Origin of the sequence: Pseudomonas borbori, from assembly GCF_900115555.1 — a bacterium.
In the GTDB taxonomy this organism is placed as follows: domain Bacteria; phylum Pseudomonadota; class Gammaproteobacteria; order Pseudomonadales; family Pseudomonadaceae; genus Aquipseudomonas; species Aquipseudomonas borbori.
Window position 1 is genome coordinate 46,166 of record NZ_FOWX01000001.1, and the last position, 12,700, is coordinate 58,865.

11 protein-coding genes and 2 pseudogenes are annotated in these 12,700 nt (G+C 64.3%); 9 read left to right on the forward strand and 4 right to left on the reverse strand.

What is annotated here, in order from left to right; translation table 11 throughout:
- Positions 1-96 precede the first annotated feature (96 nt).
- From norR to BM315_RS25340, 9 genes and pseudogenes are all read left to right on the forward strand, one after another.
- Positions 97-1,626 (forward strand): nitric oxide reductase transcriptional regulator NorR, encoded by a 1,530-nt coding sequence (gene norR / locus BM315_RS00195; protein WP_090496599.1) that lies wholly within the window; start codon positions 97-99, stop codon positions 1,624-1,626.
- 262 nt (positions 1,627-1,888) lie between these two features.
- Positions 1,889-3,247 (forward strand): oxygen-independent coproporphyrinogen III oxidase, encoded by a 1,359-nt coding sequence (locus tag BM315_RS00200; RefSeq protein WP_090496601.1) that lies wholly within the window; start codon positions 1,889-1,891, stop codon positions 3,245-3,247.
- Between the two features lie 185 nt (positions 3,248-3,432).
- A complete protein-coding gene (gene moaB, locus BM315_RS00205; protein ID WP_090496602.1) occupies positions 3,433-3,990 on the forward strand; it encodes a molybdenum cofactor biosynthesis protein B in 558 nt (185 codons plus the stop codon).
- Positions 3,987-5,219, forward strand: a complete 1,233-nt coding sequence (locus BM315_RS00210) for a molybdopterin molybdotransferase MoeA (protein WP_090496604.1) — start codon at positions 3,987-3,989, stop codon at positions 5,217-5,219. Before moaB ends, BM315_RS00210 begins: the two co-directional genes overlap by 4 nt.
- A gap of 196 nt (positions 5,220-5,415) precedes the next feature.
- On the forward strand, positions 5,416-6,411 hold the full coding sequence (gene ubiU, locus BM315_RS00215) for a ubiquinone anaerobic biosynthesis protein UbiU (protein ID WP_090496606.1): 996 nt from the start codon (positions 5,416-5,418) through the stop codon (positions 6,409-6,411).
- 10 nt (positions 6,412-6,421) lie between these two features.
- On the forward strand, positions 6,422-7,309 hold the full coding sequence (locus tag BM315_RS00220) for a U32 family peptidase (protein ID WP_090496608.1): 888 nt from the start codon (positions 6,422-6,424) through the stop codon (positions 7,307-7,309).
- The gene (gene ubiT / locus BM315_RS00225; RefSeq protein ID WP_090496609.1) at positions 7,306-7,803 is read left to right on the forward strand and encodes a ubiquinone anaerobic biosynthesis accessory factor UbiT; all 498 of its coding nucleotides are present in this window, start codon (positions 7,306-7,308) and stop codon (positions 7,801-7,803) included. The genes BM315_RS00220 and ubiT overlap by 4 nt, the downstream gene beginning before the upstream one ends.
- A gap of 82 nt (positions 7,804-7,885) precedes the next feature.
- Positions 7,886-8,614 (forward strand): annotated as a pseudogene (locus BM315_RS25335) (type IV pili methyl-accepting chemotaxis transducer N-terminal domain-containing protein); the annotation flags it as partial.
- A gap of 273 nt (positions 8,615-8,887) precedes the next feature.
- Positions 8,888-9,481 (forward strand): annotated as a pseudogene (locus BM315_RS25340) (methyl-accepting chemotaxis protein); the annotation flags it as partial.
- Positions 9,482-9,661: 180 nt separating this feature from the next.
- On the opposite strand, the gene BM315_RS00235 reads toward BM315_RS25340, so the two are convergent.
- From BM315_RS00235 to BM315_RS24175, 4 genes are all read right to left on the reverse strand, one after another.
- Entirely contained in the window at positions 9,662-10,339 is a 678-nt protein-coding gene (locus BM315_RS00235) for a Crp/Fnr family transcriptional regulator (protein ID WP_090496613.1), read from the reverse strand.
- Between the two features lie 67 nt (positions 10,340-10,406).
- Positions 10,407-11,183 carry a type IV pili methyl-accepting chemotaxis transducer N-terminal domain-containing protein gene (locus BM315_RS00240; RefSeq protein WP_090496615.1) on the reverse strand — a complete coding sequence of 259 codons (777 nt, stop codon included), beginning with the start codon at positions 11,181-11,183 and terminating at the stop codon, positions 10,407-10,409.
- Between the two features lie 65 nt (positions 11,184-11,248).
- Positions 11,249-12,487 carry an alginate export family protein gene (locus BM315_RS00245; protein ID WP_090496617.1) on the reverse strand — a complete coding sequence of 413 codons (1,239 nt, stop codon included), beginning with the start codon at positions 12,485-12,487 and terminating at the stop codon, positions 11,249-11,251.
- 12 nt (positions 12,488-12,499) lie between these two features.
- Positions 12,500-12,682, reverse strand: a complete 183-nt coding sequence (locus BM315_RS24175) for a hypothetical protein (protein ID WP_141123909.1) — start codon at positions 12,680-12,682, stop codon at positions 12,500-12,502.
- Positions 12,683-12,700 lie beyond the last annotated feature (18 nt).

Below are 12,700 nucleotides of genomic sequence, written 5' to 3' on the forward strand. Positions count from 1 at the left end.
GTTGAGCTACTTGAATATCAATGAATTTATATTCTATGTGGTTGATTGAACCCTGATCTGTTAGGGTTCTGTCGACCAATCAGGGTAATAAATACCATGCTGGAAGCCAGTCTGCTCGCCGATCTCATCACCGAACTGCCTAATGCCGTGCGCTTGCAGCGTCTGGTGCATACCCTGCGCGAGCACTTCAGTTGTGGCGCGGTGGGGTTATTGCGTCTGGATGGCGACAGCCTGCGTCCGCTGGCGGCCGTGGGCTTGGTACATGAAGCGCTCGGCCGGCGTTTCGTGATCGCCGAACACCCGCGTCTGGCGGCGATCATGGCCGCCCGTGAGCCGACCTGGTTCGAGCCGGACAGTCGCCTGCCGGACCCGTATGACGGTTTGCTCGACGCGCATGTCGGCGAACCCTTGCCTGTGCACGACTGCATGGGCGTCAGCCTGTACGTCGAGGGGCAGTTGTGGGGCGCGTTGACCCTCGACGCTCTGCATGCCGGGACCTTCGACAGCAGCGCCCGGCGCGATCTGCAGCGCTATGCCCTGATGATCGAGGCGGCGGTGCGGGTGACGCGCCTGGAGCAGGAAAATCGTAGTCTGCGCCTGGCCCGTAGCGATGTGCAGACGGCCGCCCTGGTCACCGAGGAGAGCGAGATCCTCGGTCATAGCCAGGCGATTCGGCAGTTGCTGGGTGAGTTGGAGGTGGTGGCCGACTCGGAACTGCCGGTGCTGTTGCTGGGTGAAACCGGTGTGGGCAAGGAGCTGTTCGCTCGCCACCTGCATCGCTTGTCGCGGCGGCGCAACAAGCCGCTGATCCAGGTCAACTGTGCCGCGCTACCCGAGTCGCTGGCCGAAAGCGAGCTGTTCGGCCACGTCAAGGGCGCCTTTTCCGGCGCCGCCAGCGATCGCCCCGGGCGTTTCGATGCAGCCAATGGCGGCACCCTGCTGCTCGACGAGGTGGGCGAATTGCCCCTCAGCGTGCAGGCCAAGCTGTTGCGCACCCTGCAAAATGGCGAGATCCAGCGCCTGGGCGCGGACAAGCCGCTGCATGTCGATGTGCGGATTATTGCCGCGACCAATCGCCATCTGCCGGACAGTATTCGCGACGGACATTTCCGTGCCGACCTCTACCACCGCCTGTCGGTGTATCCGGTGCCGATCCCGCCGTTGCGCGAACGCGGCAACGATGTGCTGCTGCTGGCCGGGTATTTTCTCGAGCTCAACCGCGCGCGCCTGGGCTTGCGCAGTATGCGTCTGTCGCCCGCGGCGGAGCGCGCCATGCTGGCCTATGCATGGCCGGGCAATGTGCGCGAACTGGAGCATGTGATCAGTCGGGCGGCCCTCAAGCTGCTCAGTCGCGGCGCCAGCCGCACGCAGATCCTGACCCTGGAGCCCGATCTGCTCGACCTCGATAACTCGGTTCGGCGGCCGGGCGCCGTCGAGCTGCCGGCGCTGCAAGACGCGCCGGTGTCGGCAGCCTGCTCGATGCGCGAGGCAGTCGAAGCCTGCCAGCGCCAGAGTATCTTGCAAGCCCTGGAGTTGTGTGCCGATAACTGGGCCAGTGCGGCGCGCCTGCTCGAGCTCGACCCGAGCAACCTGCACAAACTGGCGCGGCGTCTGCGCTTGAAGTGATGAGTCCTGGTGCCGGCTCGCCCAATGGCCCCTGCGGCAAGCCTGTTGTTCCGTAGTCCGGATGCAATCCGGGAAATCCGGCGCCTGCGAATGCCCCGGATTGCATCCAGGCCACGCGTTGGGCTGAGAGACCGTGGAAAATTCGCTTGCCTGCCGTGACCGCCTCCTGGCGCGCGGCTTTTCTCCTGGGTTGACTCAGGTCAATGAGGTTTTCCGCCAATACCCCGACACTGTTGGTCGATGTCATACGGGAGGACGGCGGATGTTGGAATCCATCAGTTGGGACGGCAAGTTGTTCAACCGCTATGCCCATGGCTATCCCGGTCACAGCTATTATCCCGAGGCTGCGGTCTTTCATCGCGGGATTGGCTCGCTGGATCTGCTGCGTGCCTTGCGCAATAGCCGGCAGGCCCAGCGGCCACTCTCGCTGGCGCTGCAATTGCCGATCAACCGCGTCTTCAGTCAGCAGCGCGAGAGTTGCTCGCCAGGCGCCTTCATCGCCTACCTGGAATGCCTGGAGCGAGAGATCGACAGGATCGGCTGCCATCTAGGCGCGCAGCAGCGCGTCAAGCAGTTTCATCTGGCTGGCGGCAGTACGCCGAGCGCCGACCAGTTGCATAAGCTGATGAGCCATCTGCGCAAGCGCTTCAGTTTTCTCGATTACGACGAGGGTGATTACAGCGTCGATATCCAGTTGCCCCATTCGGATTGGACGACCATGGGGCGGCTGCGCGAGCTGGGGTTCAATCACATCAGCATCAGCGTTCCCGATATCGCGGCGGTCACTGGAGGGGCGCTGGCCTGGCAGGACCCGAGGCACATCCGCTCACTGATCGATGCCGCTCGCACGCTTAGCTACCGTGCGGTGAATATCGATATCGGCTATGGCCGCTCTTGGCAAACCCGGGAAAGTTTCGCCCGCAAGGTGGCGGCCATCATCGAGTTGCAGCCGAACCGGGTGACGGTCTTCGACTATGCGGAGCCGCCGCAGCGTTATCGGCCGTTGGGGCGGTTTGCCGCGAGAAGCTTGTCGGACCAGCAGGATAAACTGGCCATGCAGCGACTATGTGTCGAGCAGCTCGGCCGGGCCGGCTATCGCTATCTTGGCATGGGCCTGTTCGCCCTGGCGGATGACGACCTGGTCATCGCCCAGGAAAACGCCAGCCTGCAGCGCAATTGCCAGGGCTTCAGCCGGCATGCGGATTGCGATCACATCGGCCTGGGTGTCGCCGCCATCAGTCAGATCGACGGCCTCTATGTACAGAACAGTCGCGATCTCCAGGCCTATCAGGCCCAACTCGATATGGGCCAGTTGGCGAGCTGGCGCGGTTTGCGCTGCGGGCCCGACGACCGTTTGCGGGCCGAGGTGATCGAGCGCTTGACCTGTGATTTCGGCCTGGATATTCGACGCATCGAAGCGCGTTTCGGTCTGGTTTTTCGTGAATATTTCGCCGACGCCTGGCCGGCCCTGGAGCAAATGCAGCGTGACGGCCTGATCAGCCTCGACGAGGCGTCCATCGCAATCTCGCCCGCCGGGCGTTTACTGGTGCATTCGGTGTGTCGGCTGTTCGATCGATACAATGGCGTGTCACGCGCGCAATCCGTTTCCCTGGCGGGCTAGCAGGCCCATGGCAAGGCTGCGACGCTCGGTCGCAGCTGTCGTTAATCGACTCGAAAGCCCCAGGCGGCGAGGGGTCCAGGCCTGGGCAGGATGCTCTGCCGACGATGGTATACCTCCAACGAGGAATGGGCTGTACCAAAGTACCGGTGCAGTCTGCGGCCAGACATTCTATGGAGGCTTCCAGCATGGCTCATCTGTCCAGCGCCGATTTTCAGTCATTACGCATCGCCGTCCTGACCGTCAGCGATACCCGCAGTCTGGCCACCGATACTTCGGGGCAAACCCTGATCGAGGGGCTGGAGGCGGCCGGTCACGCACTGGTTGAGCGGGCCCTGGTGATCGACGATATCTGGCAGATTCGCGCGCGGGTATGCGCCTGGATCGCCGACCCGCTGGTGCAGGTGATCCTGATCACCGGTGGCACCGGTTTCACTGCGCGGGACAATACCCCGCAAGCCGTGGCACCCTTGCTGGACAAGCTGGTCGATGGCTTCGGCGAACTGTTCCGCCAGGTCTCGCTGGCCGAGATCGGCACCTCCAGCCTGCAGTCGCGTGCAGTGGCCGGGATCAGCAACGGTGCGCTGATCTGCTGCCTGCCCGGTTCGCCCAACGCCTGCCGCACGGCCTGGGAGAAGATTCTGCGCGAGCAACTGGACAGCCGTACCGGGCCGTGCAACTTCGTCGCCCACCTCAAGCGCCTGGCCGACCAGCCGCAAGTCGCGCTCTGCGGAGCCCGTTCATGAGCGCCTGCGGTTGCGACGGCAACAACCTGCGCCCGGTCGATGAGGCCATCGCCGAACTGCTGGCGCGCGCACCGGCACCGCCGCCCGTGGAGCGAGTCACCCTGAACCAGGCGCTCGGCCGCGTCCTGGCCGAGCCGCTGTACGCTCCCTTCGAGGTGCCGGCCTGGGACAACAGTGCAATGGATGGTTATGCCCTGCGCGCGGCCGATCTGCCGGCTGCTGGCGGCTGTTTGCCGCTGGCCGGGCGCATCGCTGCCGGCGATGCGGCGGCGCAAGCCTTGCCGGCAGGTCATGCCGTGCGCATCTTCACCGGCGCGCCACTGCCGTCCGGCGCCGACAGCGTGGTGATGCAGGAACAGTGTCGGCTCGAAGGCGGGCAGGTGTGGCTGCCGCCGGTACCGGGTGGCGAGCATGTGCGCCGTCGCGGCGAAGAGTTGGCGGCCGGTACCCAGGTACTGGGCGTCGGACAACGCCTGCGGCCCCAGGAGCTGGGCTTGCTGGCCAGCTTCGGCATCGACCGGGTGGCGGTCTATCGGCGCTTGCGGGTAGGGCTGTTGAGCAGTGGCAATGAGCTGCGCGAGCCGGGTGAGACGCTGCAGCCCGGACAAATCTACAACTCCAACCGCTACAGCCTGGCCGGTGTGCTGAGCAGCCTCGGCCTGGAAGTCCACGATTACGAAATCATGGCCGACGAGCTGGCGGCCAGCCGCGATGCCCTGAGTCTGGCGGCTTCGGAATGGGACCTGCTGATCACCTCCGGCGGGGTGTCGGTCGGCGAGGAGGATCACCTCAAGCAGGCGATCCGCGAGCTGGGCGAGTTGCACCTGTGGCGTCTGGCGATCCAGCCGGGCAAGCCGCTGGCCTTCGGTGAAGTGGGTGGCAAGCCCTGGCTGGGTCTGCCGGGCAATCCGGCGGCCGCCTTGATCACCTCCCTGGTGGTGGCGCGGCCTTTTCTGCTGCGCGCCCAGGGGTGTCTCGACGTACTGCCGCAGCCTCTGCGTCTGCCGGCCGGTTTCGCCTGGCGCAAGGCCAATGGCCGCCGCCAGTACCTGCGTGCGCGGCTGGAACAGGGGGACGGTCATCTGCGCGTGTGCCTGCACCCGCAACAGGGTTCGGCCATGCTCACCTCGGCCTGTTGGGCCGACGGCTTGGCACTGGTCGAGGTGGGTCAGACCCTGGAGGAGGGCGATCTGCTCGACTACCTGCCGTTCAGCGCGCTGCTGCACTGATTGGCGTAGGAGCGGGCGATGACCGCGAAACCCATCGCGGCCATGGGACTGGGCGTCCCCGCCGCTCCTGCAGGTATCCACAAGCCGACAGATACGATGGCCACCTGGCGAGTCGAGGCTTGTTGACCGCGATCAAGGCCTCGCTCAGAGCCAACCCCTAAAGTGCCCGACAGTATTCCGCCCGGAAGGAGTTTTCATGCAACTGGTTTGTCCCGCAGGCAGCCTGCCTGCCCTCAAGGCCGCAGTTCGACAGGGTGCCGACGCCGTTTATGTCGGTTTTCGCGATGACACCAATGCCCGTCATTTTTCTGGCTTGAATCTCGACGACAAGCAATTGGAAAGCGGCCTGCAACTGATCCGTCAGCAGGGCCGGCAGCTCTATATCGCGGTCAATACCTATGCCCAGCCCGATGGCTGGGCACGCTGGCAGCGTGCGGTCGACCAGGCCGCGGCGCTGGGAGTGGATGCGCTGATCGCCGCCGATCCCGGGGTGCTGGCCTACGCCAGCCGCCGCCACCCCAGCCTCAATCTGCATCTGTCGGTGCAGGGCTCGGCGACCAATGCTGCCGCCTTGGCGCTGTACCAGCAGCGCTACGGCATCCGCCGCGCGGTGTTGCCGCGGGTGTTGTCGCTGGCGCAGGTGCGCCAGGTGGCGGAGAAGAGTCCGGTGCCGATCGAGGTGTTCGCCTTCGGCAGCCTGTGCATCATGGCCGAGGGTCGCTGCCACCTGTCGTCCTACCTGACCGGCGAGTCGCCCAACCTGTGCGGCGTCTGTTCGCCGGCTAAAGCCGTGCGCTGGCAGGAAGATGCCGACGGGCTCAGCTCACGCCTCAATGGCGTGCTGATCGACCGCTACGCCAAGGACGAACCGGCCGGTTATCCGACCCTGTGCAAAGGCCGCTTCCTGGTCAACGGTCAGCGCTTCCATGCCCTGGAGGAACCGACCAGCCTGAACACCCTCGATTTGATCCCGCAGCTCACCGCCATGGGGGTGAGCGCGGTGAAAATCGAGGGCCGGCAGCGCAGTCCAGCTTATGTCGAGCAGGTCACCCGGGTCTGGCGCGCGGCGCTGGATGCCTATGCTCTCGCGCCGCAGAGTTTCAGTGTGCAGCCGCAGTGGCGCAGCGCCCTGGACAGCTTGTCCGAGGGCAGCCAGACCACACTGGGCGCCTATCACCGTTCCTGGCAATGAGGAGATCATCATGAAGCTCAGTCTGGGACCCGTCCTGTTTTACTGGAATCGTGAAAAACTGCTGGATTTCTACGCCGAAATGGCCGAACAGCCGCTCGATGTCATCTACCTCGGCGAGACGGTGTGCTCCAAGCGTCGCGCTCTCGGCCTGGATGACTGGCTCGGTCTGGCCCGCGAGCTGGGCGAATGCAGCCGCGCCGAACTGGTGCTTTCGGGGCTGGCGCTGGTCGAGGCGGCTTCCGAGCTGTCCAGCCTGAAGCGCCTGTGCGACAACGGCGAGTTGCTGGTGGAGGCCAACGACATGGGCGCGGTGCAGTTGCTGCGCGAGCGCAAGCTGCCTTTCGTCGCCGGTCCCGCCCTCAATCTGTACAACGGCCATGCCCTGGCCGAGCTGATCGACTGCGGCCTGCAACGCTGGGTGCCACCGGTCGAATGCTCCGGCGAGTTGATCCGCAACACCCTGGAGCAACTCGACAGCCTAGGCCTGGCGCGCCCCGAGGTGGAACTGTTCGCCTATGGGCACCTGCCGCTGGCCTATTCGGCACGCTGCTTCACCGCCCGTGCGGAAAACCGGCCCAAGGACGACTGCCAGATCTGTTGCGAGAACTTCCCGGAAGGGATCGTCCTGCACAGTCAGGAGGGCGAGGCGTTGTTCACCCTCAACGGCATCCAGACCATGTCGGCCAAGGTCAACAACCTGCTGGCCGACTATGCGCAACTGGCCACGGCCGGCGCCGATCTGCTGCGCCTGAGCCCGCGGGCCGAAGGTATGGCCGGGGTCGTGGCGGCTTTCGATGCGGTACGCTGCGGCGCGCTGCCGCCCTTGGCGGTGGAAGGCTGCAACGGCTACTGGCACGGCCGCCCCGGCATGCTGCGCGCCGATGAGGTGATGCTATGAAGGCCTTTGCCCGTCTGGCCATGCGTGTCGGCCCGCCACTCCTGCCGCTGGGACGCCATGTGCCATTCCCGCTGCAGCGGCTGGTGCTGGAGAAGGTCATTGCGCGACTGTTCGCCGAGCCGCTGGCAGCGGGCGAATTCGACCTGCTGCAAGGCCGCTGGCTGCGTTTGGAAGTCAGCGATTTGAGCCTGGCCTGGTGCCTGACCCGTGATAAGGGCGGTCTGCGTATCGCGGCCGAGGCGCCGGTGGATGTCTGCATTCGCGGCAACTGGCGCGAATTTCTCCTGCTGGCCAGTCGTCAGGAGGATCCGGATACCCTGTTTTTCCGCCGCCGCCTGATGATCGAGGGCGACACCGACCTGGGGCTGGGCATCAAGAACCTGTTGGACAGCCTCGACCCGGAAGGCCTGCCGCCGAAACTGTGGCAGCTGATCTGTGCGTTGGGTGAGGCGGTTGAAATTCCGGCCAAGGGCAAAACCGAGGCTTTTTCATAGGGCCTCCTAAAGTGTGATGGCTGCGGTGTTGCGAGCGTCGGATACTGATTAATTCAATTGCATGCTGCCAAAAGGATTCAACATGTCTGACACGCTAGCGCACGCAACTCAGCGGCTATTGCGCGGCTTTGGCCTGCGCACCATCAACGCCCAATTCTTCTTTTCCTACAGCCTGATCTTCCTCTGCGCGGCACTGACCGCCGGGGTGCTGTTCAGCTCCGAGCAGGATGCCAGACAACTGGACATGGCCGGCGCGCAACGCATGCTCAGCCAGAAAATGGCCAAGGAGAGCCTGCTGGTCGCCCAAGGGGCGATGCCGCTGGCGAGCCTGGAGGCCACTGTGCAACGCTTCGAGCGCGCCCATCGTCTGCTGGTGCAGGGCGATCCGGCCCAGGGCGTCGGTGCGGTAGAGTTGCCGATCGCCCAGGAGCGTCTGCGCCAGGTCGACCAGGCCTGGAGCCGTTACCGTACGCTGGTGCTGGCCGTCGCCAAGGGCGACAACGACGCGCTGCAAGCGCTTGCCGGCGACTCGGAAGCGCTGCTCGCAGCGAGCAACGAAGTGGTGCTGTTGATGTCGGCCGAGGCCAACCGCAGCGCCACTGTGCAGCTTTGGGTGGCGCTGGCTTCGACCCTGGCCATCCTGTTGCTGGCGATTCTCGGGCGGGTCGCGGGCATGAGCTGGTTGATGCGCCAACTCGATGATCTGCGCGCTAGGCTCGAACGGGTCAGTCAGGGCGATTTTTCCCAGCAACTGGCGGTGGGCTACGCCGACAATGAAATAGGGCAGATCGCCACGGCCTACAATCGACTGCTGCATCAGGTCGGCGACATGATTCGCGCGGTACGCCTGGCTGCCGATCAGGCCGATGCCCACTGTAGCCACATGGCCGCTGTTGCCGCCGAGAGTGCGCGCAATGTGGTCGGTCAGCAGGCCGAGATCGATCAGGTGGCCACTGCCATGCACGAGATGCTCGCCACCTCGCAGGAGGTCGCGCGCAGCACCGTGGCGGCGGCGACGGCGGCCGATACTGCCGACAGCGAGACGGGTAACGGCCGCGAAGTCATGCGCTGTTCCGTGGCGGCCATTCGCGAACTGTCCGGGCATGTCGACGGATTGAGCGAGCTGATGTTGCAGTTGGCCGCCGACAGCCAGGAAATTGGCCGGGTGCTGGAGGTTATCAGCGCCATTGCCGATCAGACCAACCTGCTCGCGCTGAATGCCGCCATCGAGGCCGCCAGGGCCGGTGAGCAGGGCCGGGGCTTTGCCGTGGTCGCCGACGAAGTGCGCAGTCTGGCCGCGCGCACCCAGAGTTCCGCTGGTGAGATCAGTAGCCTGATCGAGCGCCTGCAGCAGCAAACCGGGCGCGCCGGCCGGGCCATGGACGAGTCGCGGCGGGGCAGCGATGCCACCTTGCAGCAGATCGAAGCCGCCCAGGGCGCTCTGGAAAATATCGTCGGCGCGGTGCAGACCATCCGCGGCATGACCAACCAGATCGCCACGGCAGCCGAGGAGCAGTGTCAGGTCGCTGACGATATGCACCGCTCGTTGACCCATATTGCCGGTGTCGCCGACCAGGCGGCCGTTTCCACCCGCGATACCGAGTCGACCAGCCAGGCCATCACCCGCAGCATGGACGGGCTGCAAACGCTGACCGGACGTTTCCGTTTGCAGGGTTGAACGCCGCCCGGCCCCTCCCACAAAGAACGTCATAGCCACAAAATCAATGACTTACAGGTTGTTTGATAAGGGGGCGTGGCCCGCGGCGGATGCAGCGCAAAGTTCACCCCTGGGGTGGGCCCGCTCACTCGATTCGAACGAACAGCATTGCTAGCGCTGGGCGAGGGTTTTTACCCGCGCTCATTCGCAGTAGTTGGCCAGTCTGAGCGTATTGATCACGCGAATGTTGCGCCGCTCCATGGCGATCAGTCCGGCATCGATCAGTCGATGGAGGATGCGCGAGAAGGTTTCCGGCTGGATCCCCAGCTGCGAGGCGATCAGGCGTTTCGGCACACTGAGCCTGATCTGTCCATTGCTGCCCGCCTGTTCCTGGCAGAGGAAGCGCACCACCCGGCGGCTGGCATTGGCCACGGCCAGGGTGTCGATTTCGGTGAGCCGCTGATGCAGGCGGATGCTGAAGCTGGCCAGCAGTTCCAGGCAGATGCTCGGTTGCTCTTCGAGCAGGCGGCGATAGTGGGCGTTGTCGATGCTCACCAGGCAACTGCTTTTCAGTGCGCTGGCGGTAGCCGGATAGTGGCGAGTGCCGCAGAACAGCAGGGAGTCGGCAAAAACCTGTCCAGGCTGGATGATCTCGACCAGTTTCTCGTTACCTTCCGGCAGCACGCGGGTCAGGATTATCTGGCCTTCCAGGAGCAGGTAGAAGCGATCGGCCGTATCACCCTGGTGGAAGAGAATGTCACTGCTGTCCAGGCGACGCAAGTTCGCCAGATTGCCTACTTCGATAAATGCCGATTCGGGCAGTTTGTCGAACAGGTGGTGCTGGCGCAGAGTTTCGAGGGTCGTGAAATCGGTCAGCATGGTTCACCTCCGTGGCGCCATCTTAGGTGCGCGCCGCAGGTGTGCCCATTCCTCCTCGGCACTACCTCTAAAGGAGCAGCTCGGTGTAGGCCCGGGTGAGTCCCTCCATTTGTTCGAGCAGCGTCTCGCAGGTGATGCTGATCAGTGTCGGGACATAGCGGCCATCCTCGGACAGGCGAAAGCCGCTTTGCGAGAATGCCCACTGTGCGCTGGCCTTGGTCAGGGCTGCGTCGATCGCGGCGTTGTTTTCCGGTGCCGCCTGCAACTCGTCGAGTGCTTGACTGAATTCGCTCACTGCCTGGCCGAACTGGGTCTGCAGTTCTTGCTGCGGCAGCTTCCAGCTCAGCGCCAGATACAGCTTGGCGATGCGCTGGCTGAGCATGCGCTGGCGGCCGCTACGGTTGACCAGTTGCGCGGTGCGCCCGGCGCCGGATCGTTCGATCTGTGCCACCAGGGTCTCGCACTCGGCGAGCAGTTGGTCGCTGAGGCTCAGTACCCGCACCGCGGATTCGCGTTCGGGGCGCTGCAGAACCAGGCTGCGGTATTCCTGCCAGAGCAGGGTGACCCGTTGCAGTTGCTGCTCGATGGGCGGGCTGGAGGCATAGTCATCCAGGGCGAGGAGGTTGCTCTCGAAACGCGCCAGGCTCTGGTCGAGCTGCTGGTTGGCCTGTTCCGCCCGAACCTCGCTGCCGATCATCAGGTAGCTCTTGGCGATGCGCTGGCTGAGCATGCGCTGCATGCCCGATAGATTGACCGCCTCGGTGGTGCTGATCTGCGCCCAGACGGGTGTCCAGTACAGGCTCATGCCAAACAGCAACAGGCTCGAGAATAGACTGCGCCACATGGGGCGTTCTCCATAAGGTTGAGGCGGCCACCAGCCAACCGTCAGGTGCTGGCGGCACGGGACTATCAGTAGCTGTACTGCGCTTGCAGCCACAACTTGTCGGTATCGACATTGGCGTTGTCGGCGTCGTAACGAGCGTACTTGGCCAGGGCGGTGAGGCCTTTGAGCAGCGGGATCGGGCGGGCGTAGGAAATATTGATTTCGTCGCCATAGTGGCTGCTGCCCAGTTCGGCGCGGTAGTCGTGGTACATGCCCGTGACGGTACCGCCGAGTAGCGGCATGCTGGCGCTGAGGTAGCTGTCCTTGATGCCGTCGGCTGGGGTTGTGAGGAAAATGTCAGCCCAGCCCTGGAAGGCGTGTTTGGTCGCCAATGGGGTCTGGAAGGCGCGGTTGCCCGGCCCTTCATCGCCGCCGAGCACTTCGTAACCGGCCTTCAGCGCGACGCTGGAAAGGCTGTAGCCCAGCTCTGCCAGGTAGTACTCGCTGCTCAGCTCCAGCGGGTTATCGGCATAGTCGGTCTGGCGGGCGTATTCGAGGGCATAGCTGAGGCCGGACAAGGCACCGGTGAAACGCAGACCGGTGGTTTTGCTGGAGAGGCTGCCGAAGGGCGCGGCGGGGGCGTTGGCGAGGTTGTCCAGGCCCAGCAGGTAGCTGTAGGCGGTGACGGTCAGAGCCGGCGAGAACAGGTACTGGGCATTGAGCAGATGGCTGTGGCCGTCGATGTTGGCCGGGTTGGTGCGGTTGTCGAAGCGGTTGTCGTCGGGGCCGAAGACGGTGTTGATGTTGTCGATGTAGGCATAGGTCAGGGTCAGGCCATCGATGGGCTTGAGCTGGCCGAGCACGCCGTCATAGGTCTGCTCGTTCTGGCGCCAGGCGACGCCGCCGACGAAGCGCTGGTTGTCCAGGTTGATGCGCTGGCGGCCAGCCACGGCATTGCCGAGGGCGAAATCGTAGCGCAGCAGGGCCTGGTTGAACTCGCTGCCATCGGGGTCGGCGACCACCGAGTAGTCGCCCTGGCCGTTGCGCGTGCTGTTGTAGCTGGCATCGCCGATGCGGCTGACGTTGTCGGCTTCGATGAGGCCGGAGAGGCCGTACCACTTGCCGCTCTGGAAGCCGACGCGGGTGCGGATGGTCTGGGCGTTGGCATTGTTCAGGGCGTTGTCCTGGTCGACGTGTTCGTAGCGGTAGCGCAGGTCGAGGATCGGCTTGCCGTCCCTGAACAGGTCGCCGAGGTTTTCACCGGCCCCGGCGCTGCTGGCGCAGGCGAGCAGGGCAAGGGCGATTGGCGTCATGCGGATTTTCATGGTGATGCCTCATCAGATGAATTCTGCGGGCACGTTAGCGGCGCGGCGATCGAACTTATTGACGATCATCAAGATGGCAAAAAAAAGTCGCGGTGCTGTAACCGGGCGTTTGCGCGGACTACCTCTAAAGAGGGCGTCCTGGTTCAGGGTGGGTAGAGGGGGTGGAATATTGACCTGCAGCAATTTTGCCGTCATGCGCCGTGCCTATCCTTG